The 22,435-nt window shown below is 46.4% G+C and carries 28 protein-coding genes; 11 read left to right on the forward strand and 17 right to left on the reverse strand.

The genetic code is table 11. From position 1 onward, the window contains the following. Positions 1-39 precede the first annotated feature (39 nt). On the reverse strand, positions 40-1,305 hold the full coding sequence (locus tag ACF8EG_RS05315; RefSeq protein WP_021823466.1) for an NRAMP family divalent metal transporter: 1,266 nt from the start codon (positions 1,303-1,305) through the stop codon (positions 40-42). Positions 1,306-1,632: 327 nt separating this feature from the next. Between ACF8EG_RS05315 and rluA the strand changes: the two genes are divergently transcribed. Next, positions 1,633-2,385 (forward strand): bifunctional tRNA pseudouridine(32) synthase/23S rRNA pseudouridine(746) synthase RluA, encoded by a 753-nt coding sequence (gene rluA, locus ACF8EG_RS05320; protein WP_021484738.1) that lies wholly within the window; start codon positions 1,633-1,635, stop codon positions 2,383-2,385. 34 nt (positions 2,386-2,419) lie between these two features. Then, complete coding sequence (locus ACF8EG_RS05325) at positions 2,420-3,382, forward strand: D-2-hydroxyacid dehydrogenase (protein WP_031853649.1); 963 nt, start codon at positions 2,420-2,422, stop codon at positions 3,380-3,382. A gap of 72 nt (positions 3,383-3,454) precedes the next feature. Here the strand turns inward: ACF8EG_RS05325 and yjgA are convergent, their stop codons facing one another. Beyond that, positions 3,455-3,982, reverse strand: coding sequence for a ribosome biogenesis factor YjgA (gene yjgA / locus ACF8EG_RS05330; protein ID WP_005457057.1), 528 nt, complete (start codon positions 3,980-3,982; stop codon positions 3,455-3,457). A gap of 110 nt (positions 3,983-4,092) precedes the next feature. Here yjgA and pmbA point away from each other — a divergent pair, with 110 nt between their 5' ends. After that, positions 4,093-5,436, forward strand: coding sequence for a metalloprotease PmbA (pmbA, locus tag ACF8EG_RS05335; protein ID WP_069488097.1), 1,344 nt, complete (start codon positions 4,093-4,095; stop codon positions 5,434-5,436). A 76-nt stretch (positions 5,437-5,512) separates the two neighbouring features. Here the strand turns inward: pmbA and mgtE are convergent, their stop codons facing one another. The 11 genes from mgtE to ACF8EG_RS05390 all read right to left on the reverse strand — a co-directional run bounded on the left by mgtE (position 5,513) and on the right by ACF8EG_RS05390 (position 14,351). Next, positions 5,513-6,868, reverse strand: a complete 1,356-nt coding sequence (gene mgtE, locus ACF8EG_RS05340; protein WP_005468659.1) for a magnesium transporter — start codon at positions 6,866-6,868, stop codon at positions 5,513-5,515. Between the two features lie 219 nt (positions 6,869-7,087). After that, positions 7,088-7,363 carry an HPr family phosphocarrier protein gene (locus tag ACF8EG_RS05345; RefSeq protein ID WP_005468661.1) on the reverse strand — a complete coding sequence of 92 codons (276 nt, stop codon included), beginning with the start codon at positions 7,361-7,363 and terminating at the stop codon, positions 7,088-7,090. Between the two features lie 2 nt (positions 7,364-7,365). Then, on the reverse strand, positions 7,366-8,229 hold the full coding sequence (gene rapZ, locus ACF8EG_RS05350; RefSeq protein WP_005468663.1) for an RNase adapter RapZ: 864 nt from the start codon (positions 8,227-8,229) through the stop codon (positions 7,366-7,368). 14 nt (positions 8,230-8,243) lie between these two features. Then, on the reverse strand, positions 8,244-8,690 hold the full coding sequence (gene ptsN / locus ACF8EG_RS05355; protein ID WP_005467453.1) for a PTS IIA-like nitrogen regulatory protein PtsN: 447 nt from the start codon (positions 8,688-8,690) through the stop codon (positions 8,244-8,246). A gap of 2 nt (positions 8,691-8,692) precedes the next feature. Next, positions 8,693-8,980 carry a ribosome hibernation promoting factor gene (gene hpf, locus ACF8EG_RS05360; protein ID WP_005467451.1) on the reverse strand — a complete coding sequence of 96 codons (288 nt, stop codon included), beginning with the start codon at positions 8,978-8,980 and terminating at the stop codon, positions 8,693-8,695. Between the two features lie 24 nt (positions 8,981-9,004). Next, entirely contained in the window at positions 9,005-10,471 is a 1,467-nt protein-coding gene (locus ACF8EG_RS05365) for an RNA polymerase factor sigma-54 (protein WP_005484866.1), read from the reverse strand. A gap of 50 nt (positions 10,472-10,521) precedes the next feature. Further along, positions 10,522-11,247, reverse strand: coding sequence for an LPS export ABC transporter ATP-binding protein (gene lptB, locus ACF8EG_RS05370; RefSeq protein ID WP_005467801.1), 726 nt, complete (start codon positions 11,245-11,247; stop codon positions 10,522-10,524). Between the two features lies 1 nt (position 11,248). Next, positions 11,249-11,743 carry a lipopolysaccharide transport periplasmic protein LptA gene (gene lptA, locus ACF8EG_RS05375; protein WP_005467803.1) on the reverse strand — a complete coding sequence of 165 codons (495 nt, stop codon included), beginning with the start codon at positions 11,741-11,743 and terminating at the stop codon, positions 11,249-11,251. Beyond that, positions 11,724-12,287, reverse strand: coding sequence for an LPS export ABC transporter periplasmic protein LptC (gene lptC, locus ACF8EG_RS05380; protein WP_020841312.1), 564 nt, complete (start codon positions 12,285-12,287; stop codon positions 11,724-11,726). The genes lptA and lptC overlap by 20 nt, the downstream gene beginning before the upstream one ends. A gap of 90 nt (positions 12,288-12,377) precedes the next feature. Further along, positions 12,378-13,349 carry an arabinose-5-phosphate isomerase KdsD gene (gene kdsD, locus ACF8EG_RS05385; protein WP_005484881.1) on the reverse strand — a complete coding sequence of 324 codons (972 nt, stop codon included), beginning with the start codon at positions 13,347-13,349 and terminating at the stop codon, positions 12,378-12,380. 36 nt (positions 13,350-13,385) lie between these two features. Continuing rightward, a complete protein-coding gene (locus ACF8EG_RS05390) occupies positions 13,386-14,351 on the reverse strand; it encodes a calcium/sodium antiporter (protein ID WP_005455122.1) in 966 nt (321 codons plus the stop codon). Positions 14,352-14,739: 388 nt separating this feature from the next. Between ACF8EG_RS05390 and mlaF the strand changes: the two genes are divergently transcribed. From mlaF to ACF8EG_RS05430, 8 genes are all read left to right on the forward strand, one after another. Continuing rightward, positions 14,740-15,543 carry a phospholipid ABC transporter ATP-binding protein MlaF gene (gene mlaF / locus ACF8EG_RS05395; RefSeq protein ID WP_005455119.1) on the forward strand — a complete coding sequence of 268 codons (804 nt, stop codon included), beginning with the start codon at positions 14,740-14,742 and terminating at the stop codon, positions 15,541-15,543. Then, entirely contained in the window at positions 15,533-16,324 is a 792-nt protein-coding gene (gene mlaE / locus ACF8EG_RS05400; protein ID WP_021454015.1) for a lipid asymmetry maintenance ABC transporter permease subunit MlaE, read from the forward strand. Before mlaF ends, mlaE begins: the two co-directional genes overlap by 11 nt. A gap of 2 nt (positions 16,325-16,326) precedes the next feature. Next, positions 16,327-16,815 carry an outer membrane lipid asymmetry maintenance protein MlaD gene (mlaD, locus tag ACF8EG_RS05405; RefSeq protein ID WP_005455116.1) on the forward strand — a complete coding sequence of 163 codons (489 nt, stop codon included), beginning with the start codon at positions 16,327-16,329 and terminating at the stop codon, positions 16,813-16,815. Between the two features lie 2 nt (positions 16,816-16,817). After that, positions 16,818-17,456, forward strand: coding sequence for a phospholipid-binding protein MlaC (locus ACF8EG_RS05410; protein ID WP_005478835.1), 639 nt, complete (start codon positions 16,818-16,820; stop codon positions 17,454-17,456). Continuing rightward, positions 17,456-17,776: a lipid asymmetry maintenance protein MlaB gene (locus tag ACF8EG_RS05415; protein WP_005455113.1), complete on the forward strand. Its 321-nt coding sequence runs from the start codon at positions 17,456-17,458 to the stop codon at positions 17,774-17,776. The genes ACF8EG_RS05410 and ACF8EG_RS05415 overlap by 1 nt, the downstream gene beginning before the upstream one ends. A 3-nt stretch (positions 17,777-17,779) precedes the next feature. After that, on the forward strand, positions 17,780-18,034 hold the full coding sequence (ibaG, locus tag ACF8EG_RS05420; protein WP_005484869.1) for a BolA family iron metabolism protein IbaG: 255 nt from the start codon (positions 17,780-17,782) through the stop codon (positions 18,032-18,034). 9 nt (positions 18,035-18,043) lie between these two features. Next, a complete protein-coding gene (gene murA, locus ACF8EG_RS05425) occupies positions 18,044-19,300 on the forward strand; it encodes a UDP-N-acetylglucosamine 1-carboxyvinyltransferase (RefSeq protein ID WP_005455110.1) in 1,257 nt (418 codons plus the stop codon). A gap of 155 nt (positions 19,301-19,455) precedes the next feature. Further along, complete coding sequence (locus ACF8EG_RS05430) at positions 19,456-20,181, forward strand: 1-acylglycerol-3-phosphate O-acyltransferase (RefSeq protein ID WP_069507423.1); 726 nt, start codon at positions 19,456-19,458, stop codon at positions 20,179-20,181. A 74-nt stretch (positions 20,182-20,255) separates the two neighbouring features. On the opposite strand, the gene ACF8EG_RS05435 is transcribed toward ACF8EG_RS05430, so the two are convergent. From ACF8EG_RS05435 to ACF8EG_RS05450, 4 genes are all read right to left on the reverse strand, one after another. Next, positions 20,256-20,645 (reverse strand): RidA family protein, encoded by a 390-nt coding sequence (locus ACF8EG_RS05435; RefSeq protein WP_005455108.1) that lies wholly within the window; start codon positions 20,643-20,645, stop codon positions 20,256-20,258. A 163-nt stretch (positions 20,646-20,808) separates the two neighbouring features. Then, the gene (gene pyrI / locus ACF8EG_RS05440; protein ID WP_005455107.1) at positions 20,809-21,270 is read right to left on the reverse strand and encodes an aspartate carbamoyltransferase regulatory subunit; all 462 of its coding nucleotides are present in this window, start codon (positions 21,268-21,270) and stop codon (positions 20,809-20,811) included. Between the two features lie 16 nt (positions 21,271-21,286). Beyond that, a complete protein-coding gene (gene pyrB / locus ACF8EG_RS05445) occupies positions 21,287-22,216 on the reverse strand; it encodes an aspartate carbamoyltransferase (RefSeq protein WP_005484879.1) in 930 nt (309 codons plus the stop codon). 89 nt (positions 22,217-22,305) lie between these two features. Continuing rightward, positions 22,306-22,401 carry a hypothetical protein gene (locus tag ACF8EG_RS05450; RefSeq protein ID WP_005497312.1) on the reverse strand — a complete coding sequence of 32 codons (96 nt, stop codon included), beginning with the start codon at positions 22,399-22,401 and terminating at the stop codon, positions 22,306-22,308. Positions 22,402-22,435: the final 34 nt, after the last annotated feature.

Here is a 22,435-nt window from a genome sequence, read left to right on the forward strand (position 1 = left end):
ATCGAAGACCTTTTTCTTTATCTACGGTTTGCCTGCGGATTACATCAACCACTTCCACCAAATAAACAAAGCTAAGAAGCCAAACAAGTAAATCAGCCCAGCAATCGATAGCCATTTCAGTTTGCGTCCCACCGCCAGCGGTTCCGGTAAGTCCGTTTTGCTCACTAAGATGTAGTTCAGTAGCGCGAAGAATGGTGTCGTCATAAACGCCAGAACCATCGCGAAGTCGAGCATAGGCAGCAGTGCCGATGCCCAGAATACGACAATACCCAGCGCCAGCAATGATACCGCCAACATAATCGCTGACGTTGCTTTTGGATCGGTTTCCGCTTGAGAGCGCAACAGGCGTTGTGAGTCGGCAATTACGCGCGAGTAACCGTCAATAACAGTAATCGTACTGCCGAAAATACAGAAGAAAGCGATCACCGCGATTAAGTAACGTGACCATTCACCGATGGTCGAAGCGTACAAGCCAACCAACTGATGCGAGAAGCCAACCCCTGAGCTCTTCAGTTCAATTCCAGCACCGTGCAGCATTAACGCACCGAGCGAAACAAACACTAGCGCCAAAATGGCTGTACCGATGTAGCCAACGTTGAAGTCAAACAGAGCAGAGCGAGGTGTTACTTCTTGCTGACTCGACTGGCGCTTTAGCCACGCTGAGGTTAAACACGAAATCTCAATTGGTGCTGGCATCCACCCCATCGTAACCACGATGAAACCAATTGCCGCAATTGACCAAGGGGAAGGTGATTCAAAGTTCGCGACGGGTTCCACTGGGTTACCAAACGCAATTGCAACAGCAAGCAGCGTTGCAATGGTGAGCACGGACATGATCACTTTCGAAAGTGTGTCGAGTGCTTTGTAATGGCCGGCGAATAAAATGATCAAACACGTGACCAAAACGATGATGCTCAACGATGCCATCGACAGTGAAAACGGTATGAAGTAACCCAGCAAGCTCGCACTAAACATCAACAATGCTGCGGTGTTGATCACCGCCGACACCACACTTAAGAACAGAAACAACCAAAGGTAAGGGCGCCCCAGTCTCGCGTAGCCTTCGACTAACGTAAGCCCTGTGCCCATCGTGTATTGCACGCCAGCTCGGAAAAATGGGTATTTAAACAGGTTTACGAGCAGGATGAGTGCGGCAAGTTGCCAGCCATAGATGGCACCCGCTTTGGTTGAGGCTACAAGGTGAGAGCCACCCACCGCCGCAGAAGCCATTAGGATGCCTGGGCCAAGTGAGCGGAAAAATAGCGATATTCTGGATTGGGGTTGATCTGGTACGGCGGATTCCATTTCTTATTGTCCTTTGATGTTGTGTATAGCGGCATAACCTTCCCCGCGAGAACGGTTCGCGGGAATCCAAACGGCGTGAAACCTTATTTAATGTTATGGGGTGCTTTTCCGAACGGAATAAAGTTATTTGGGTAACCACTCTATAAATATCACTCCCGCAGTACTTGTCAAACTATATTTACAAATCAGTTTTTATTTTATTTTTCGAATTTATTGACTTGATTAACCCTGTTGGTTTTGGTGTTTTCATTGGTCGCGAAATTAAAATGCGTTTTGGCTGAGCCCTCGTTATAATCGCGGCGTTTTTATTTTCTAGAGATCCCACCCATGGCAATGCTTGAGTACAACCCACCGACAGATCCTTGGATCGACATCGTTTTTGAGGACGACCATATCTTGGCTGTGAATAAGCCGTCTGGTTTGTTGTCAGTTCCGGGACGTCTTGCAGAACACCATGACAGCATGTGGAGTCGTTTACAGGAGGAGTACCCAGATATCCAAGTCGTGCATCGCTTAGATATGTCGACGTCGGGATTGATGGTACTGGCTAAAAACAAGCGAGCAGAAAGTGCGTTGAAAAAGCAGTTCCAGTTCCGCTTAACGCATAAAATTTACTACGCACGCGTTTGGGGTCATGTCGAGCAGGAAGAGGGCGAAATCGATCTGCCATTGATCTGTGACTGGCCAAACCGTCCGCTGCAAAAAGTGTGTTTTGAAGATGGTAAGCCATCAAAAACTCTCTTCCAAGTCGCGAAGCGAGAAGAACATGAAGACGGCACAAAGACGACCATCGTACGTTTACTGCCTATTACTGGCCGCTCACATCAATTGCGTGTGCACATGCAAGCGTTGGGTCACCCTATTGTTGGTGATGAGTTCTATGCTACCGAAGAAGCCAAAGCCTTCTCTGAGCGTTTGGAACTGCACGCTTCTGAACTGAGCTTCTACCATCCGAAAAGTCACTGGCTCCGCAGTATTTTTGTTCCGTGTGACTTTTACCAGGAAGCCGAAGAGATGATCTTTGACTATTTCGATCCAGAGCGTAAATTACCTGATTACAAAACACTGCCACGCCCATAAATAGATTTCATTAGGCAGTGAACAAGGAGCCGTTATGTCACTGCCTAAAGTGGTCTTTCTCGACCGCGCCACCATTCCCAATCACATTCAAGTCCCGCGCCCTGAGTTTCCTCATCATTGGATGGAGTATGAACTGACACCGCCTGAGTTCGTGGTTGAACGCTTGGCTGATGCCGATATCGTCATCAGCAATAAAGTGGTGTTGGATCAATCGGTACTTTCGCAGCTGCCTCAGCTCAAGATGATTGCTGTTGCGGCGACAGGGTTTAACAATGTCGAAGTGAACTATTGTGCTGAACATGGCATTGCAGTCGCGAACGTGCGTGGTTATGCCACTCAATCTGTTCCTGAGCATGTGATCGCGATGTTGTTTGCTTTGCGTCGAAACTTGTTTGGGTACCATCAAGACATTGCGGCTGGTGAATGGCAGCGTAATAAGCAGTTCTGCTTTTTTACTCATTCCATCGGGGATGTTGGCGGCAGTACACTAGGTGTCGTCGGTAGTGGTGCATTGGGACAAGCCACGGCGAATCTGGCTCAAGCGCTAGGAATGACCGTTTTATTTGCGGAGCGTAAAGGAGCAGCAGAATGTCGACCAGGTTATGTGCCATTTGAGGAAGTGTTGAAACACTCTGACGCGTTGACTTTGCACTGTCCGCTTAACGAGCATACGCAGAATTTGATTGGCAAAGCCGAGTTACAGCAAATGAAACCAAACGCGATTCTAATCAACACCGGTCGTGGCGGTTTGGTTGATGAGCAAGCGTTGGTGGATGCGCTAAAACAGGGTGAGATCGCAGCAGCGGGTTTTGATGTATTTACTCAAGAGCCTGCCGATGAGAGCAACCCTCTGATCGCTAATATTCACTTACCGAATTTGCTGTTAACGCCTCATGTTGCGTGGGGAAGTGATTCGTCGATTCAACGCTTGGCCGACATCCTGATTGAGAACATTAACGCGTTTCAGCGCGGAGACCTCCTCAATCGCCTCGCTTAATGGGCGTTGATTATCCGCATTAAAAAAGCAGACCTAGTGGTCTGCTTTGTCTTTATGGTTTACGAAGGAAGATTAGATTTCTTCTTCGTTTAACGCTTTCAGGATTTGGAAAATTTCACGGTAAGATTTTGCTGGTTTACCGGCTTTTTTCTCTTTCGCTGCTTGTCGTGCAAGTTGACGTAGACGCTGACGATCCGCTTCTGGGTACAATTCCATGACGTCATCAATGGCTTTGTCGCCTTCTTCCACAACGCGATCACGCAGCATTTCCAGTTTATGCAGCGCTGCTGTTGCTTGTGAGTGTTTGTTGCGTACTTTGTCCAATGCCGCTTGGATTGGTTCTGGGTCTTCATAACGCATCAATTTACCGATACGTTGTAGCTGACGACGACGCGCTTCGTTCTTAAAGCGCTGTGCATCGGCAATTGCTTCTCGCAGGTCTTCGCTCAATGGAAACTTTTCGAGAACTGCTGGCTTTAGGCCTACAAGCTCTTCGCCAAGCTTTTGCAGCTCTTCCATGTCTCGCTTCATCTCGGATTTACTTACCCAGATGATCTCTTCTTCTGGTTCCCATGGCGCTTTTTGATTCTTACGTGCCATTTCAGTTGCCTGTGTTTTGATTAATATTATGACTATTTTAACAAGAATCGTGGGGAGAAAGCGAAATTCTTGTTATTCTATTGCGTATTGAATACAAGATGTGAAAGACAATGGATATTAAACAGCAGGTTGCTGAGCAACGTACCGAGCTAGAGCAAGCCGTGGCACGAGCATTGGAGCTCGCGTCGGCGAAGTCGGATGCAGCAGAAGTCGCAATTACTAAAAGCACAGGTTTGAGTGTTTCCACTCGAATGGGTGATGTAGAAAATGTCGAGTTCAACAGTGATGGTGCGCTTGGCATTACCGTTTACCGAGGCCAACGTAAGGGCAGCGCTTCCACATCTGATTTGAGTGAAGCGGCGATTGAACAGACAGTGAATGCCGCGCTTGATATCGCTCATTACACATCTGAAGACCCATTCGCAGGCCCAGCGCCGAAAGAATTTATGGTGAAAGAGGTGCCAGATCTTGACCTTTTCCACCCAGACTCTCCAGACCCAGACTACGCAGCACAAGTGGCGATTGCCGCTGAGAAAGAAGCGCTAAGCTACAGCGATGCAATCAAGCAAAGTGACGGTGCAAGCTACGATAGCCACTATGGCGTCAAAGTGTACGGAAACAGCCATGGTTTGTTAGCAAGCTACGCGTCTAGCCGCCATAGTACAAGCTGCTGCGTTATTGGCGTGGGCAAAAATGGTGAAATGGAACGTGACTACAGCTATACCGTTGCCCGCCATCGCGATGATTTGTGGACGCCAGAAACCGTCGGCCGCAAAGCGGCGGAAAATACTGTAAGCCGACTGGATGCTCAACGATTGAAAACGGGCCAATACCCAATTATGTTTGCGGCAGATGTGGCAACTGGCTTGATTGGTCACCTAGTGATGGCGATCAGCGGTGGCAACCTGTACCGCAAATCTTCTTTCTTACTGGATCACTTGGGTAAACAAGTCTTGCCTGAATGGTTCAATATTTCAGAACGTCCGCATGTATTGCGCGGTTTGGCTTCCAGCCCATTCGATAGCGAAGGTGTTTATACGCAAGATCGTGAAATCATTACCGATGGTGTGTTGGCGACCTATCTACTGACCAGTTATGCCGCTCGCAAGATGAAGATGGATCCAACTGGTCACGCTGGTGGTATTCACAACTGGTACGTGAAGTCGACAGGCCAAAACTTTGAGCAAATGCAGAAGGAATTGGGCACAGGCCTTTTGGTAACAGAAGTGATGGGCCAAGGTGTAAATGTGGTAACGGGTGATTACTCTCGCGGTGCGGCAGGCTTCTGGGTTGAGAACGGTGAAATCCAATACCCAGTCTCTGAAATTACCATCGCCGGTAATCTAAAAGACATGTTCACCAAGATTGTGGCCGTTGGTAGTGATATTGAAACACGCTCACAAATCCAAACCGGTTCTATCTTGCTCGACACAATGAAAGTCGCAGGTGAATAATAGTTACTAGCGCGGAAATACCAAAAAGCCTGATGTATTCATCAGGCTTTTTTAATGTTCATCGTTGGCTACTGGCTTAGATCAGCAAGGTTGCGAGACCGAGGAAAACAGACAAGCCAATCACATCAGTGACAGTCGTCAGTGCCATACCGCCAGCAAGGGCAGGATCGATATTCATCTTCTTCAGAAGGACAGGGATGGTTACCCCTGCAACCCCGGCCACGAACAGGTTGGTCAACATGGCGGCAGAGATGATACCTCCGAGCATCCAGTTACCTTTCCAAACCACAACGATACCACCGATGATCAACGCCCACATGATGCCGTTAAGCAAACCGATTGCGGCTTCTTTCATCAATAGTTCACGTTTGTTCGAATCACCGATATGACCTAAAGCAAGGCCACGAATAACCAGTGCAACGGTTTGGTTACCTGCAACACCACCCATGGATGGCACGATGGTCATCAAGACCGCAATTGCCGCCATTTGGTCCAGCGTGGCTTCAAACATGTTGGAAACCGAAGCTGCAGCTAATGCAGCTAGGACATTGGCTCCGAGCCAAACACTTCGTTTACGCGCGGATTTGAAGACGGGAGCGAAGGTATCTTCGTCATCGTCCATACCCGCCATACTCATCATTGAGTGTTCGGCATCTTCACGAATAACGTCAACCACGTCATCAATGGTGATACGACCAACAAGGTGCTGGTTTTCATCCACTACGGGCGCTGACACCCAATTACGACGTTCAAACAGGCTAGCAACGTCTGAGTCACTGGTGTCAACGGTAATCGCATCGTCAGCATCTTCCATGACGTCGATAATTTTTACGTCGGGTTGGGTCGTGATAAGTGTCGTGATTGGGAGTTCGCCAATCAGTTTGCTTTCGTCATCAATCACGTAGAGCGCATCGGTGGCTTCAGGCAGTTCGCCCTTCATACGCAGATAACGCAGGACTACGTCGACATCAACGTCACCACGAATCGTGATAACGTCGGTGTTCATCAACCCACCAGCGGTGTCTTCAGGATAAGACAGTGCCGTCTCGACGCGAGCACGATCTGCTGAATCCATTTGGGAGAGAACTTCACGAGAAAGATCATCTGGCAAACTACGTAGGACGTACGCAACGTCATCGGTATCCATGCCTTCCGTCGCCTCTGCAAGGTCTTCGGGAGCCATTTTTGATACAAGACTGTCTTTAACGTCTTCGTTTAGTTCGTCAAGAATTTCACCGTAATCTTCGGGGTCGGTAAGTTGCCAAAGAACTTCACGGCTTTTACGTGGGGATGCTTCTAAAAGGTGAGCAATATCCTCAGGTTCCATGTCCTGAAGCTGACGACGAACATGGACGAAGCGGCCGTTTTCCAGCGCTTCTGTGACTTCTTGGAGGGCTTGGTGAGCTTGGTCGAATTCTATTTGCTCTGCCATTCGTTCCTCCCAATTCCTGATATTTACAATGCTTTGAATAATAACTTAATTCTAGGCACCTTTTAATAACAACTTGTGAAACAGGACAAAATTATTTGCTGAGTGACCAGAGCAGTCGCAAAGATTTGGGAGAGATATCGCTGTACTTTTTAGCTAGGAAAGGGGATTGCGCTCTATTCAGTTTGGAGGCTAGAGATTGGAACTAAAAAAGCGAGTAAATTACTCGCCTTCGTCAAACTTGTCTTCAATCAGATGACATACAGCGTCGAGTGCCAACTCTGCTTGATCGCCTGTGGCATGAATCGTTACGTATTGTCCTTGAGCCGATTCCAACATCAGCAGCCCCATCACGCTGTCTGCGGTGGCGGTTTTGTCTTCTTCGTTGTCGATGGTTACTACAGCATCAAAGCTTTGCGCAAGTTCTACCAACTTAACTGCAGCGCGTGCGTGTAACCCAAGACGATTTTGAATCAATACTTTACGACTTAACTCCACTGCTACTCCTTAGCATTTTTCTCGAGCGAGGTGTGACGAATCTGAACTTGATGCCCTTTATCCGCAAAGTACTCGCCAATCTGTTGGGTTAAATACACTGAGCGGTGCTTGCCGCCAGTACAGCCAATGGCTACGGTGAGATAGCTGCGATTATTTTTTTCGAGCAAAGGTAGCCAAGTTTCAATAAAACTTTCTATCTGGTACTTGAGGCTCAATACCGACTGGTGCTGCTCCAAAAACGCAGCGATAGGAGCATCTAAACCCGTCAGTGGGCGCAGTGCAGGTTCCCAGTGTGGGTTCGGTAGGAATCGCACATCAAATACGTAATCTGCATCAGACGGAAGGCCGTATTTAAAGCCGAATGATTCAAACACCATCACCAAGCCTTTGCGATCACGTCCTTCTACTCGCATGCGAACTGTTTCACTCAGTTCATGCAAAGATTGACCACTACTGTTGAGGATTAAATCCGCATGCGCTTTTAGTGGTGTCAGGATCTCTTTTTCTCGCTCGATAGCTTGATCGAGCGATAGCGACTGACCGCCTAATGATAGCGGGTGGATGCGACGAGTTTCGCTGTAGCGTTTGAGCAAGGTTTCTTTATTAGCGTCTAAGAAAAGTACGGTTACATCGAGTTCAGTTTTTAGCTGCTCTAACGTGCCAGTCAGTTCTTTGAGCTTTTTTGGGATGTTGCGGATATCAATGCTCACCGCAACATTTTGCTTGCTGTCAGCGATGGAATGCACAAACGCATCCAATAGGTTTACTGGTAGGTTGTCGACACAGTAGTACCCTAAGTCCTCTAGCACGCGCAACGCAATACTTTTGCCTGCACCAGAGTGCCCGCTAACAACAATTAATCGCATGGTGATCGTCCTGCTTATTGGTGAATCATGATGTCGTAGAGTTCTTCATCACTCTGAGCATTGCGTAGCAATTTCAGTACTTGCTTGTCGCTCAGACGTTCTGCCATAGAGGATAGAGTCTTGAGGTGCTCTTTGCACTGTTCTTCTGGTACAAGGAGTGCAAACAAAAGGTCGACAGGTCGATTGTCAATCGCATCAAATTCAATTGCTTCATCGCATTGCAGAAGTACCGCAATGGCTTTGTCGCTAGATTGCATTCGTGCATGTGGGATTGCAATACCGTTTCCGATACCAGTACTGCCCATTTTCTCTCTGTTGAGCATGCACTCAAACAGCTCGGTAGAATCTTGGCCCGTGTGTTCAGCGACGATTTGGCTGATCATTTCGAGGGCGCGTTTTTTACTCGTACAGTGGACTGCACTTTTCGTGCAGTCCAATGACAGTATTTCGCTCAGTTGCATGATTAATGACTGTTTAATTTTTCTTTGTGCTTATTAAGTTGGCGAACCAATTTATCTACCAGCGAATCGATCGCGGCATACATATTCTCGTCATCGGCTGATGCGTGGATTTCGCCATGATTTACGTGGAGTGTAGCTTCCGCGATTTGGTTAATTTTTTCAACTTTAAGTACAACTTGTACTTGATTGATATGGTCGAAGAACCTTTCGAGCTTCTGAAACTTAGATTGAACATAGTCTTGCATTGAATCGGTAAGATCAACGTGATGGCCTTGAATATTGATTTGCATAGACTTTCCTTTTCAGTTAGTGCCTTAAAGTAGGCGTTTACGCTGACTTGAAGGGGCAATACCCAAGGATTCTCGATATTTAGCTATCGTACGTCTTGCGACCTGAATCCCTTGGTCAGCCAGAAGAGCAGCAATCTTACTGTCACTAAGTGGTTTAGCAGTATTCTCTGCCGCGACCAGTTTCTTAATGAGTGCACGGATTGCTGTTGACGAACATTCTCCGCCATTGTCTGTACTGACGTGGCTGGAGAAGAAGTACTTCAATTCAAAAATGCCACGTGGCGTATGCATGAACTTTTGTGTCGTAACACGAGATATTGTGGATTCATGCATGTCCACCGCCAAGGCTACATCATTGAGTACCATTGGCTTCATGGCTTCTTCACCATACTCGAAGAAATCTTGTTGATGTTCAACAATACATCTTGCAACTTTGAGTAGCGTCTCGTTTCTGCTCTCTAAGCTCTTAATTAACCATTTTGCCTCTTGCAAATTGCTGCGAATGTACTGGCTATCCGCACTGTTGCCTTTGCCTAATTGAGCGTATTGTTGGTTAACTTTTAACTTTGGAATGCTGTCAGGGTTGATGGAAACGGTCCATTTCCCATGATCTTTAAATACCGATACGTCCGGAATGACGTATTCTGTGTCGTCTGGGGTAATGCGGCTGCCCGGACGAGGATCTAACTGTTGGATCAGTTTTAATACTTCGCGTAGATCCGCTTCTTTTAGCTTAGTTTCTTTGATGACCAGTTTGTAATCGCGATTACCAAGGTGATCGATGTGATCGGCAAGAATCATTTTGGCTTCCGCAAGCCAAGGCGTGTCTTCTGGGAAGGTTGCAAGTTGCAGGAGTAAGCATTCTTGCAGGTTCCGCGATGCCACACCAAGCGGGTCAAACTGTTGGATGCGTTTGCGCACGGCTTCGACTTCATCCAACTCAATATCTTCGTTGTCGAAGCTTTCGTGAATCTCTTCAGGAGATAGGGTCAGATAGCCGTAATCGTCAATCGCATCAATGATGGCAATGGCAATCGTACGGTCGGTCTCACTGAAAGGCGTTAAGTCGAGTTGCCACATTAAGTAATCGTGCAGCGATTCTGTGGTTTCGCCTTGGTAGACCGGCATATCATCGTCTAACGCTAAACCGGTACTGCCCGTATTTGCGCTGTAGACATCATCCCAAGTTGTGTCGATTTCAAGCTCTGAGCTGATTTCGGACTTTTCGATGACGTCAGAACTATCAGGAACTTCGATTTCTGTTGGCTCGTTAGCACTGTTGTCAGCAGTTTCGAGTGCTGATTTGTCTTCACCATTTGCTTGAGGTTCTTCGTGGCCTTCTTCAACTTCCAATAGCGGGTTTGAGTCCAACGCTTCTTGGATTTCTTGTTGAAGATCGAGAGTCGACAACTGCAGCAAGCGAATCGCTTGTTGCAACTGTGGCGTCATGGCTAACTGTTGACCTAGCTTGAGTTGTAATGAAGGTTTCATTCAGTGTTACTTACCTTGTAATGCTCAGAATCTTACCGTTCCTAATGTAATCATAGACGGAATTGTTCGCCGAGATAAACTTGTTTCACCTGTTCATTGTTCAGAACTTCTTCCGGAGTTCCCGATGCAATGAGGTGCCCTTGGCTTACGATATAGGCTTTTTCACATACGTCCAGTGTTTCACGTACGTTATGGTCTGTGATTAATACACCAAGGCCACGATCGCGTAGGTGCTCGATGATTTTCTTGATGTCATTAACCGAAATAGGGTCGACACCTGCGAAAGGTTCATCCAACAAAATGAATTGTGGGTTTGCCGCAAGAGCTCGAGCGATTTCTACTCGGCGACGTTCACCACCCGATAGTGCCATACCCGCACTGGTTCTTATGTGCTGTATGTGGAATTCTTCCAACAAATCTTCCAGCTTGTCCTGACGCTCTTCGCGGGTCATTTCTTGGCGAGTTTCCAATACGGCCATGATGTTATCTTCCACGGACAGTTTGCGGAAAATCGACGCTTCCTGCGGTAGATAGCCAATACCCATGCGAGAGCGGCTGTGCATTGGTAAAATACTGATGTCTTTGTCGTCGATGGTGATGGTGCCTTCATCGCGAGGTACCAGACCAACAATCATGTAAAACGAGGTGGTTTTACCAGCACCGTTAGGACCAAGTAAACCCACAATCTGACCAGATTCTACTTCTAAGCTAACATCGGTGACGACTTTGCGCTTTTTGTAGCTTTTTGCGAGATTTTTTGCACTCAGTACCGCCATATTAGTTCTCTATCTGATTTGGTTGCAAAATCGTGGTTACACGCTCGTTTTTAGAGCTGTCAGCCACCAACTTCTGTTGACCGATTTGGTAACGAATCGATGAGCCTTTGATGGTGTTACCATCTTGAGCGAGCTGTGCTTGGCCTTTCATGGTCAGTTCGTCAGTCGAGATGCGGTAATCGAGCTCGGTTGCTTGACCACTTAACGTTTTACCATCGTCCATCAGCTGCGAAAATGTCGCAGGCTTACCAAATGCTTGAATTTGTTTGATTGCTTCCGTTTTTGGATCGCGAGTGACGACAATTCTATCTGCATCGATATTGATGCTGCCTTGCTTAAGCGAGACATCACCTTTAAAAATGACCTGGTTACTCTTCATGTCCACCTGTTGGGTGTCAGAGTTAATGTAAACCGGCTGTTGAGTATCCGACTTAAGTGCAAACGCTTGAGGCGCTGCTAATACTAGTGCCAGTAGACTAAGGTGTAACGGTTTCATATCGACCTTGAACTTCATTCGTTAGAGTCGCGGTGTGCTGTTTTAAGTTTCCGTGCATCGCGCCTCCAGTAGTTTCAAATTGCGGTCCAACCAACATTACTTGTTGATCGGCTTTAAAATCACGATTGGTTAGATTGATGACCAACTTATCGGTCGCCATCGTATCGAAACTGGCGCCCGGTAATAGGTTTTGCATTAAGACCTTGTCGTACAAAGTCAGCACTTGGTCTTCATCTAAAACAGCTCTTGTGGCTGTTACCTTCCACTCGACGACGTTACCTTCTCGGTAAACCATCAAGGTAGGGCTGTTAAAAATCGTTTCTCCACTCTTAGCATAGTAATCTAAGTTGTTGGAGCGGATGATGTAACTACGTACACCATCTTCACCATAGGTGATGTTTTCTAAACCAGTTCCGCTGAACAATGGCAGCTCGGTGTCTGGGGCTACTTGAATTGCATCGTTACCTTTTGGTGTGAGCAGGTAATAACCACACCATGCGACGACGAAAACCAAGAGCAAATAAATAAGGCGAGTAAAACTCATATATTAAAGGCCTTTTGTTTAGCTCAGTACTTCCCTGACTATTGCCTTAATCTGTGTAATCAATCGTTTGAATGTTTCGTGTTGCCGATATTACATCACACCAGCTTTTAGTAAATCATGCATATTTAATGCGCCAACGATTTTATCTTCTTTGCATAGGATAAGTGCGTTGATGTTTTTGTTCTGCATTAAGTTCAATCCTTCCACTGCTAACATTTCTGGATGTGCCGTGGTTGGATTTTTCGTCATGACTTCACCAATAGCCGTGGTATGAATATCAATGCGCTTATCCAAAGTGCGGCGTAAGTCACCATCGGTGAATATACCAAGCATAGCATCGTGCTCGTCCACGATGGCGGTCATTCCCAAACCTTTCTCTGAAATCTCCAAAAGTGCATCGCGAATCAACGCATCTGGAGACACTTTCGGTAATGCATTTCCGAAGTGCATAATATCAGACAGCTTAAGTAGCAATTTTCTTCCTAAAGCACCACCAGGATGTGAGAGAGCGAAGTCTTCTGCTGAGAATCCACGCGCTTGAAGTAGGGCAACTGCTAGCGCATCGCCCATTACTAAAGTTGCTGTAGTACTGCTGGTTGGTGCAAGGCCAAGTGGGCAAGCTTCTTGAGGGACAGTGATTTGCAAGTGCAAGTCAGCCAGTTTGGCCATGTTGGATTCTGGCTTGCCCGTCATGCTAATGATTTTAATGTTCAAACGCTTTAGAACTGGGAAGAGAGACAAGATTTCATGGGACTCGCCAGAGTTAGAAATGGCGATAACAATGTCACCCGCACTGATCATACCCAAGTCACCATGCGCTGCTTCACCCGGGTGAACAAAAAACGCTGATGTACCTGTGCTGGCAAGCGTTGCTGCAATCTTGTTGCCAATGTGGCCTGATTTGCCCATACCCATCACGACAACTTTGCCGCTATTGGAAAGGATCAATTCGCAAGCTTGTTCAAACTGCTCATCAAAGTATTTGTCTAGCTCTTGCAGAGCCGCGACTTCGATATCAAGAACTTGTTTAGCTGCAGCGCGAAAATCAAATGGATTGGACATATCAGGGCTCCAATTTGTCTCTACTTATTAATGGTATTAAGCGGCCATGTTGGCAAATAGGTACACTTGGTAACCCAAGAAACACGTAAACAGAATCGCCCCTTCGAGGCGGTTGATGCTGCGTGATTTACCTAAACACATTGCTACTAACAACAGTGACACGCCAAGCATGACCCAGAAGTCACGTCCCATTGCGTATTCACTTAGTGTGGATGGGTTAATGATGCCAGGAAGGCCCATTACCGCCAAAATATTGAAAACGTTCGAGCCGATGATGTTACCAACTGCCATGTCGTCTTCGCCTTTCAGTACACCAGCAAGTGATGCTGCAAGTTCAGGAAGACTCGTACCGATGGCAATAATTGTCAGACCGATCACTAGGTCGCTCATGCCGAAATGCTTAGCAATAATAACTGCATTGTCGACCAGCAGGCTTGCTGCCAAAGGAAGCAATATTAAACCGATAACCACCCACATGATGGCCTTAGGGTTGCTAACGCCTTGTGGGATTTCTGATTCTTGATCTTCAAGAAACGCATCGCCAGATTTTTGTTCTTTGCGGCTGATTTGCAACATAGCAAATAAAAAAGCACCAAACAGAACAAATAGTAAGACACCTTCATAAAAACCAAGGTGGCTATTCCACAGTAAAATCCCGGCTAGTACGGTTACTGCGATCATTAATGGTAATTCGCGACGGATAACTGCAGAACTAATAGAAAGAGGTTTGATCAGCGCAGTAATACCTAGGATTAGGGCAATATTAGCAATGTTTGAACCCAAAACGTTACCGACAGCGGTATCGGTTTTACCGTCCCAAGCGGCTGTTGCTGACACCATCATTTCTGGTGCTGATGAGCCCATTGCAAGAATGGTCATACCGATCACTAAGGGTGAAATACCGACGTTGCGGGCTATAGCTGCAGAACCAAAAACAAGTTTATCTGCGCTCCAAACAAGTAAAACAAGACCGACGATAAGCAACGCTACGGCTTCGAGCATGAGAATTCCTAAGTATTAAATGAGTGAAATGAGTAACCGCTAATTTTGACCTTTTGCAGCTTAAAATGGAAGATAAACAACGAATAAATTAAAGGTTAGTAACGAAAATGTATGTAATTGTCACTCATTCAATCATTGCAAATAAAGTGACGATTCTGGTCTAGGATTTAAACACTTGGTGACGATCAGGCCATAATTTATGGAGAATAGCTTGAATTTGGTCGGCTTTATTTAATCGAACAGTGCTTTAAATTCCAAGCCAATGTGCTTATGATTGCAGCCTAATAAATGTACCGAAGCGGCGATAAGGGAACCCTTAGCGCTATTCGGAAGTGGATTGACTTGACAACTCTGCGAGCGTTAATGCTCTGACAGTAGAAGAGATGATATGTCGAACAACGATTTAGTCACCGTGAACAACCTCACTTTTTCACGAGGAAATCGCACGATCTTTGATGGTATTGATCTGCATGTTCCTGAAGGTAAAGTGACGGCGATTATGGGACCATCGGGAATCGGTAAAACGACACTGCTCCGTTTAATTGGCGGTCAGTTGTATCCCGAACAAGGAGAGATTTGGTTTGATGGTGACAACATTCCGACTCTTTCTCGCAAAAAACTCTACAACGCTCGTAAGAAAATGAGCATGCTGTTTCAATCCGGGGCTCTATTCACGGATTTGAATGTGTTTGACAATGTGGCCTTTCCACTGCGTGAACACACCAATCTTTCAGAAGATTTGATTCGTACTATGGTGCTGCTTAAGCTCGAAGCGGTTGGTCTGCGCGGAGCTGCGCAATTAATGCCAAGTGAGCTTTCGGGCGGTATGGCGAGGCGCGCCGCATTGGCTCGTGCCATCGCACTTGACCCTGATTTAATCATGTTCGATGAACCATTTGTGGGACAAGACCCCATTACCATGGGGGTTTTGGTTGAGTTGATCAAAGACTTAAACCAAGCTCTAGGCCTTACGTCTATTGTGGTATCACACGATGTACCGGAGGTCATGAGTATTGCTGATTGGGTTTACCTACTAGCAGATGGCAAGATCATCGCGTTTGGCACGCCAGAGGAGTTGAGTCAAAACCCAGACCCGCGAGTGCAGCAGTTCTTACAAGGTGATGCAGATGGCCCAGTGCCGTTTCGTTTTCCTGCGCAAAGTATCGAAAAGGATCTATTTGATGGTCGCTAGCTTTATTCAATTTGTCGCTTCATTAGGAAAACGCACGCTCGCCATCTGTGAAGCTTTTGGCCGTGCAACCTTGATGCTTGTTGGCGCTATCTTCTCTAAGCCTCAACCCTCTAAAAGTTTTCCTCTACTCATCAAACAGTTGTATTCCGTTGGCGTGCAATCACTGGCTATTATCGTCGTGTCTGGTTTGTTTATCGGCATGGTTCTTAGCTTGCAAGGCTATGTAGTGCTGGTGGATTACGGCGCGGAAGGCAGTCTTGGTCAGATGGTCGCGTTGTCACTACTGCGTGAACTTGGGCCGGTGGTTACTGCGCTTCTTTTCGCTGGACGTGCAGGCTCTGCGCTGACGGCAGAAATTGGTTTGATGAAAGCGACTGAGCAGCTTTCAAGCTTAGAAATGATGGCGGTTGACCCACTGAAACGAGTGATTGCACCACGTTTTTGGGCTGGGGCTATCTCAATGCCACTACTTGCGATGATCTTCATGGCTGTTGGCATCTGGGGGGCACAGCTCGTCGGTGTGGATTGGAAAGGTGTGGATCACGGCAGCTTTTGGGCAGCCATGCAATCTTCTGTTGAGTTGGGACAAGATATCGGCAACAGCATGATCAAATGCTTTGTGTTTGCCATTACGGTAACTTGGATTGCTCTATTTAATGGCTACGATGCGATTCCTACCTCGGAAGGGATCAGCCGAGCAACTACGCGCACTGTTGTGCATTCTTCTTTAGCAGTACTGGGACTAGACTTTGTACTGACCGCATTGATGTTTGGGAATTAATCATGCAACAAACACGTAAAACAGAATTATGGGTTGGCAGCTTTGTATTAGCGGGAATTTGCGCGATTCTTGTGATGATTTTTCAAGTTGCTGACGTAAAAAGCATTGGCTCTGGTGATACTTACACCCTCAAAGCCGAGTTCGATAATATTGGCAGCTTGAAAGTACGCTCTCCGGTGAAAGTTGGAGGCGTGGTTATCGGTCGTGTAAGTAACATTACTCTGAATCCAGATAACTTATTGCCAGTGGTCAGCTTGTCAATTAACAGCCAGTACAATCAATTTCCAGAAACATCCAGCGTACAAATTCTAACGTCAGGGTTGATCGGTGAGCAGTACATTGGTTTAGTACCAGGGTTTGTTTTTGATGACGAAGCTATGCTGGTAGACGGAGATACCATCGAAGACACTAAATCTGCGTTAGTACTTGAAGACTTAATTGGTCAGGTACTTTACAGCGTTGGTGGTTCAGACGGTTCAAGTAAGGAATAACTATGTTAGCTAGACTATTACTTTCATTTTCAGTGGTGCTTACCGCTTTTGGTGTTGGCGCGGCAGAAGTGGATAAAACTCAGCCATATCAAATGATGAAGCAAGTGGCTGAAGTGACATTTGCCCGACTAAAAGCAGAACAGCCAAAAATCAAACAAGATCCTAATCTATTAAAGGTGATTGTTGAGCAAGAGCTGATGCCTTACGTCAACGACCGTTACGCAGCACTGAAACTGCTTGGCCCTAACTTGAAAGGGGCAAAACGTGAAGACGTGCTAGAGTTTGTCGATGCGTTCCGTGCTTACTTGATTGCGTCTTACGCACAAGTATTGACGCAATACAGCGATCAACAAATTGAGTTTGGTCCAGAGCCGAAATTAGACGACTCTAAGCGTATTACCAGCATCAAAGTTGAGATCATTGATGCGCCTCGTCCAAACATCAAACTAGAATTTAAACTGCGTAAAGACAACAAAACTGACGAATGGGAAGCGTTCGACATGGTTGCAGAAGGCATTAGTTTACTTTCAAGTAAGCAATCTGAGTGGAACACCAAAATTCGCCAAGACGGTATTCTTGCGGTAGCGCAAGACCTTGAAAAACTTGCAGCGGAGCCAATTCGCTTTGAGGCGAAAAAGTAATGGCTCAGTCTCACGCACAGTGGCAGTTGCAACAAGACACGTTAACACTAACGGGGGCGCTGGATAGAGACTCAGTGCCGTCATTGTGGGCCTTTGCCCAGCAGTGGAAACCGTCGCAAAAAGAACTGGAATGCTCACTAGAAGAGATCGAACGAGTCGACTCTGCAGGAATGGTGATGTTAATCCACTTATTAGAGCATGCAAAAAAGCAAAACTGTCATATAATGCTCAGTTTCGTGCCGGCGCAACTGCGCACTTTGTTTCAACTTAGCAACGTTGAATCTTTAGTGGCCAAACACATAAAGAATTATCAGGGGTAAATTGTGGACAGCGCAAAAGTACAACAGTTATTAGAAGAAGCACTAAACCTTCAAGAAGTGCATGTAAAAGGTGAAGGTAGCCACTATGAAGTGGTTGCTGTTGATGCTTGTTTCGAGGGAATGAGCCGCGTTAAGAAGCAGCAATTGATTTATGGTCCTCTGATGGAATACATCCAGCGTAACGACATTCACGCATTATCGATCAAAGCGTTCACACCGGAAGAGTGGGCTCGTGATAAGAAACTGATGTCGCTTTAAGGTTTATTGATGGAAAAGTTTCGAGTTATTGGGTCAGATAAACCACTAGTTGGTGAAGTGACCATTTCTGGTGCAAAAAACGCAGCACTGCCTATTTTATTTGCGTCTATCTTGGCTGAAGAGCCTGTAGAAGTGGCAAACGTACCACATCTTCGCGATATCGACACAACCATGGAGCTACTAAAACGCCTTGGCGCTAAAGTAAGCCGTAACGGTTCTGTTCACGTCGATCCAAGCAGCATCAATGAATATTGCGCTCCTTATGATTTAGTTAAAACCATGCGTGCTTCTATCTGGGCGTTAGGCCCACTTGTGGCTCGTTTTGGTCAAGGTCAAGTTTCTCTACCTGGTGGTTGTGCTATCGGCGCACGTCCAGTTGACTTGCACATTACTGGCCTGGAACAACTAGGCGCCACCATCACACTTGAAGATGGTTACGTGAAAGCTGAAGTTGATGGTCGTCTGAAAGGCGCGCACATCGTGATGGACAAAGTGAGCGTTGGCGCGACCATTACCATCATGTGTGCAGCAGCTCTGGCTGAAGGTACTACAACGTTAGATAACGCAGCGCGCGAACCTGAAATCGTCGATACGGCGGATTTCCTAAATAAACTTGGCGCGAAAATCTCTGGCGCGGGTACAGACACCATCACTATCGAAGGTGTTGAGCGCTTAGGTGGCGGCAAGCACAGTGTCGTAGCAGACCGTATTGAAACGGGGACATTCCTAGTAGCTGCAGCGGTATCTGGCGGTAAAGTGGTTTGTCGTAATACCAACGGTCACTTGCTTGAAGCGGTTCTAGCGAAGCTAGAAGAAGCGGGCGCATTGGTGGAGACAGGCGAAGACTGGATCTCTGTTGATATGACAGACCGCGAGTTAAAAGCAGTAAGTATTCGCACTGCGCCTCACCCTGGTTTCCCGACAGACATGCAAGCGCAATTTACGCTATTGAACATGATGGCGAAAGGCGGCGGCGTGATCACTGAAACTATCTTTGAAAACCGCTTTATGCACGTGCCTGAGCTGATGCGTATGGGGGCGAAAGCGGAGATTGAAGGTAACACGGTTATTTGTGGTGACGTTGAATCTCTAAGTGGTGCACAAGTGATGGCAACGGATCTACGTGCTTCGGCAAGTTTGGTGATTGCTGGTTGTATCGCGAAAGGCGAAACCATCGTAGATCGTATTTATCACATCGATCGCGGTTATGACAAAATTGAAAATAAACTGGCTGCACTCGGCGCAAATATTGAGCGAGTGAGCTAGTCAAGTTAAACTGCACAGCAGGTGACTTGGATATGAAGAGAGCCGAAACTCAGGTTTCGGCTTTTTTATATCGCGCTTTCTGTCATAGTTTCTGACTATGTAAAAAGCGATATTAATAGCTGTATCTGGCAAAAGCCGGTTCCTGGAGAACAAGAATGATTGCACTGTTACGTGTATTTGCTGTCGCAATTTTCGCAATTGTGATGTTTATTGGTGGTTGTGGTTACTGCCTATTAAGCCCTCGAAATCCTAAACACGTTTTCACATTTGGCCGCTTGTTTGCCAAGATGTCTCGCGTATTTGGGGTAACGCTAGAATTACGTATTCCTGAAGATGCGTACTCTCGTGGTCAGCACGTTTACATCGCTAACCACCAAAACAACTGGGACATGTTTACTGTGTCTGCGGCAGTGACACCGAAAGTGGTGACCGTCGGTAAGAAAAGCCTAGCGTGGATGCCATTGTTTGGTCAGCTTTACTGGTTGACAGGCAATATTCTGATTGACCGTGCAAACCGTTCAAAAGCGAAAGGTACCATCGACCAAGTGGTTAACAGCATGAAAGAAAGTGATGTGTCGGTTTGGATGTTCCCAGAAGGTACACGCTCACGTGGTCGTGGTTTGCTGCCGTTTAAAACGGGTGCGTTCCATGCGGCAATCGGCGCTGAAGTGCCAATTATTCCAATCGTATGTAGCTCCACTGACCACATTAAACTTAACCGCTGGAACAATGGTCATGTGATTGTTGAAATGTTGCCACCGGTGAGCACTGAAGGTTACGGTAAAGATGGCATTCGTGAACTCGCAAATGTATGCCGCGAGCAGATGAAGGAAAAGCTAGAAGCGCTGGATGAAGAAGTAAAACAGCGTAACGCCGCTTAAACGGGTTAAATACCGAATACAAAAATGGGTAGCTAAGGCTACCCATTTTTTATTCATTCAATCTGATATCGCAATTATTTGCGAACCGCGATTGCTTCAATTTCGATACCTACGTCTTTTGGTAGACGTGCAACTTCAACACAAGAGCGAGCAGGGTAGTTTGCTACTTCGTGCTCATCAAAGAATTTGCCGTACACTTCGTTTACTGTACCGAAGTCGTTTAGATCTTTAACGAAAACCGTCATTTTCACGATGTCTGACACTTTAAGACCAGATGCTTCAACAACCGCTTTTACGTTGTCTAGAGATTGACGAGCTTGTTCTGCGATGTCAGCAGACACTTCACCTGTCGCTGGGTTTACTGGAATTTGACCAGAAGTTAGAACCATGTTGCCTAGATCTACGCCTTGAACGTAAGGACCGATTGCTGCTGGTGCAGACTCAGTGTGAAGTACTTTCGTCATTTGATTTTTTCCATCTGTTTTAGGGGAAGAAAGAGTATACCCAAGCCTTATTAATATGCTTGAAGGTAATCAGTTTGCCTTTAAACCTGCGGCAGGTAAAGAGCAAAATACCCTGCCAAGACAGGGTATTTCATGCGTATGAGAGTTCGGAGCGTTGGCGAGATTATCGCTCAGTCACAATCTCACGTGAGAATACTTTCTCACAGTATTTGCACTTCAAACGAATCTCTTCTTTCTTTTCGAAAACTTTAAAACTGCTTTCTACTGGCTCGTTGTGAGAGATACAGTTTGAGTTTGGACACTCAAACACGTTGTTGATTTTCTCTGGCAACTCTAGAGCCAGTTTTTTCACGACTTCGTAGTTTTCGATTTGGTTTACCGTCGCGTGCGGTGCGTACAGCGCCAGTTTGCTTGCTTGTTCTTCATTGATGAACACGTTCTCAATCTTCAGCAAGTCTTTGTGACCCAGAGCTGAAGATGGCAAGTTCAGACCAATCGTTACACGTTGAGAAGAATTGTGCATATCGAACAATTTCAGCACTTTGATACCAATTTGTGCTGGAATGTGGTCGATGACGGTGCCGTTTTTGATTGCTTCTACCTGCAATTGAGTTTCTTTAGCCATGTTTTTATCTCCTCGATTACAGTGTTTCGTTTAGAACCAAAGCCAACAGCGCTTGGCGAGCGTACACGCCATTTTGTGCCTGCTGGAAGTAGTACGCGTGTGGGGTTTTATCTACGTCTGTCGTGATTTCATCAACACGAGGTAGCGGGTGCAGTACTTTTAGATTTTCACGCGCGCCTTCCAATAGAGCCGCCGTCAGAATGTAAGCTGACTTGATGTGCGCATATTCAGACTCGTCGAAACGCTCTTTTTGAACGCGAGTCATGTAAAGAATATCGAGCTCAGGAATTACCGCTTCCATCTCTGTGTGTAGGCTGTATTCAATGCCAGCTTCATCGAGTTCTTCGCAGATGTACTCTGGCATCGCCAATGCGTCTGGAGCGACAAAGTAGAAGCGGATGTTATTGAACTTCGCCAGTGCTTGAGTCAGTGAGTGAACGGTGCGGCCGTATTTTAAATCGCCGACAAATGCTACGTTTAGGTTGTCTAAGCGACCTTGCGTTTCCGCGATGGTGTAGAGGTCAAGCAGAGTTTGTGTTGGGTGTTGGTTAGCACCGTCGCCCGCGTTAATCACTGGAACGCCATTCGAAAACTCGGAAGCAAGGCGCGCTGCACCTTCTTGAGGGTGGCGCATCACAAATGCATCGACGTATGAAGAGATAACTTGTACAGAATCAGAAAGCGTTTCCCCTTTCTTCGCCAGAGACGTATTACCATCGTTATCAAAACCAATGACATCACCACCAATGCGTTGAATCGCGGTCTCAAATGACAAGCGAGTACGCGTTGATGGCTCAAAGAAACAGCTCGCAACGACTTTGTTTTTAATCAGTTCTGGTCGAGGTTCCTTCTTCAGATTACCTGCTGTTTCGACGATAAGTTCCAGCTCTTCACGAGAAAGCTCTGGAATAGAGATGATGTGCTTCTGGTAAAGCGAGTTCGCCATGATCTTCTTCCCTATAACAGTGATGACTATCTCCAAAATTGACCGCTGAGGAATTTTGGACATAAAAAAACCTCCCCAAATGGGGAGGTTTAAAAATCGATAGAATTAACGAAAATAACACCACGTAAGCGTAGTCGCTTAGTTAGAGCAAATCGCGTTTTTACGTCAGCAATCAGCTTGGTCATTTCTTAATCCTCAGACAAATTGCCGAGCATTATA

Origin of the sequence: Vibrio sp. YQ_11 (genome assembly GCF_043103065.1) — a bacterium.
Classification (GTDB): domain Bacteria; phylum Pseudomonadota; class Gammaproteobacteria; order Enterobacterales; family Vibrionaceae; genus Vibrio; species Vibrio parahaemolyticus.

Bases quoted from the DNA above. Each gene is read 5' to 3' on its own strand.
- ACF8EG_RS05315 (WP_021823466.1), bottom strand. From the start codon at position 1,305: ATGGAATCCGCCGTACCAGATCAACCCCAATCCAGAATATCGCTATTT.
- rluA (WP_021484738.1), top strand. From the start codon at position 1,633: ATGGCAATGCTTGAGTACAACCCACCGACAGATCCTTGGATCGACATC.
- ACF8EG_RS05325 (WP_031853649.1), top strand. From the start codon at position 2,420: ATGTCACTGCCTAAAGTGGTCTTTCTCGACCGCGCCACCATTCCCAAT.
- yjgA (WP_005457057.1), bottom strand. From the start codon at position 3,982: ATGGCACGTAAGAATCAAAAAGCGCCATGGGAACCAGAAGAAGAGATC.
- pmbA (WP_069488097.1), top strand. From the start codon at position 4,093: ATGGATATTAAACAGCAGGTTGCTGAGCAACGTACCGAGCTAGAGCAA.
- mgtE (WP_005468659.1), bottom strand. From the start codon at position 6,868: ATGGCAGAGCAAATAGAATTCGACCAAGCTCACCAAGCCCTCCAAGAA.
- rapZ (WP_005468663.1), bottom strand. From the start codon at position 8,229: ATGCGATTAATTGTTGTTAGCGGGCACTCTGGTGCAGGCAAAAGTATT.
- ptsN (WP_005467453.1), bottom strand. From the start codon at position 8,690: ATGCAACTGAGCGAAATACTGTCATTGGACTGCACGAAAAGTGCAGTC.
- hpf (WP_005467451.1), bottom strand. From the start codon at position 8,980: ATGCAAATCAATATTCAAGGCCATCACGTTGATCTTACCGATTCAATG.
- ACF8EG_RS05365 (WP_005484866.1), bottom strand. From the start codon at position 10,471: ATGAAACCTTCATTACAACTCAAGCTAGGTCAACAGTTAGCCATGACG.
- lptB (WP_005467801.1), bottom strand. From the start codon at position 11,247: ATGGCGGTACTGAGTGCAAAAAATCTCGCAAAAAGCTACAAAAAGCGC.
- lptA (WP_005467803.1), bottom strand. From the start codon at position 11,743: ATGAAACCGTTACACCTTAGTCTACTGGCACTAGTATTAGCAGCGCCT.
- lptC (WP_020841312.1), bottom strand. From the start codon at position 12,287: ATGAGTTTTACTCGCCTTATTTATTTGCTCTTGGTTTTCGTCGTCGCA.
- kdsD (WP_005484881.1), bottom strand. From the start codon at position 13,349: ATGTCCAATCCATTTGATTTTCGCGCTGCAGCTAAACAAGTTCTTGAT.
- ACF8EG_RS05390 (WP_005455122.1), bottom strand. From the start codon at position 14,351: ATGCTCGAAGCCGTAGCGTTGCTTATCGTCGGTCTTGTTTTACTTGTT.
- mlaF (WP_005455119.1), top strand. From the start codon at position 14,740: ATGTCGAACAACGATTTAGTCACCGTGAACAACCTCACTTTTTCACGA.
- mlaE (WP_021454015.1), top strand. From the start codon at position 15,533: ATGGTCGCTAGCTTTATTCAATTTGTCGCTTCATTAGGAAAACGCACG.
- mlaD (WP_005455116.1), top strand. From the start codon at position 16,327: ATGCAACAAACACGTAAAACAGAATTATGGGTTGGCAGCTTTGTATTA.
- ACF8EG_RS05410 (WP_005478835.1), top strand. From the start codon at position 16,818: ATGTTAGCTAGACTATTACTTTCATTTTCAGTGGTGCTTACCGCTTTT.
- ACF8EG_RS05415 (WP_005455113.1), top strand. From the start codon at position 17,456: ATGGCTCAGTCTCACGCACAGTGGCAGTTGCAACAAGACACGTTAACA.
- murA (WP_005455110.1), top strand. From the start codon at position 18,044: ATGGAAAAGTTTCGAGTTATTGGGTCAGATAAACCACTAGTTGGTGAA.
- ACF8EG_RS05430 (WP_069507423.1), top strand. From the start codon at position 19,456: ATGATTGCACTGTTACGTGTATTTGCTGTCGCAATTTTCGCAATTGTG.
- ACF8EG_RS05435 (WP_005455108.1), bottom strand. From the start codon at position 20,645: ATGACGAAAGTACTTCACACTGAGTCTGCACCAGCAGCAATCGGTCCT.
- pyrI (WP_005455107.1), bottom strand. From the start codon at position 21,270: ATGGCTAAAGAAACTCAATTGCAGGTAGAAGCAATCAAAAACGGCACC.
- pyrB (WP_005484879.1), bottom strand. From the start codon at position 22,216: ATGGCGAACTCGCTTTACCAGAAGCACATCATCTCTATTCCAGAGCTT.
- ACF8EG_RS05450 (WP_005497312.1), bottom strand. From the start codon at position 22,401: ATGACCAAGCTGATTGCTGACGTAAAAACGCGATTTGCTCTAACTAAG.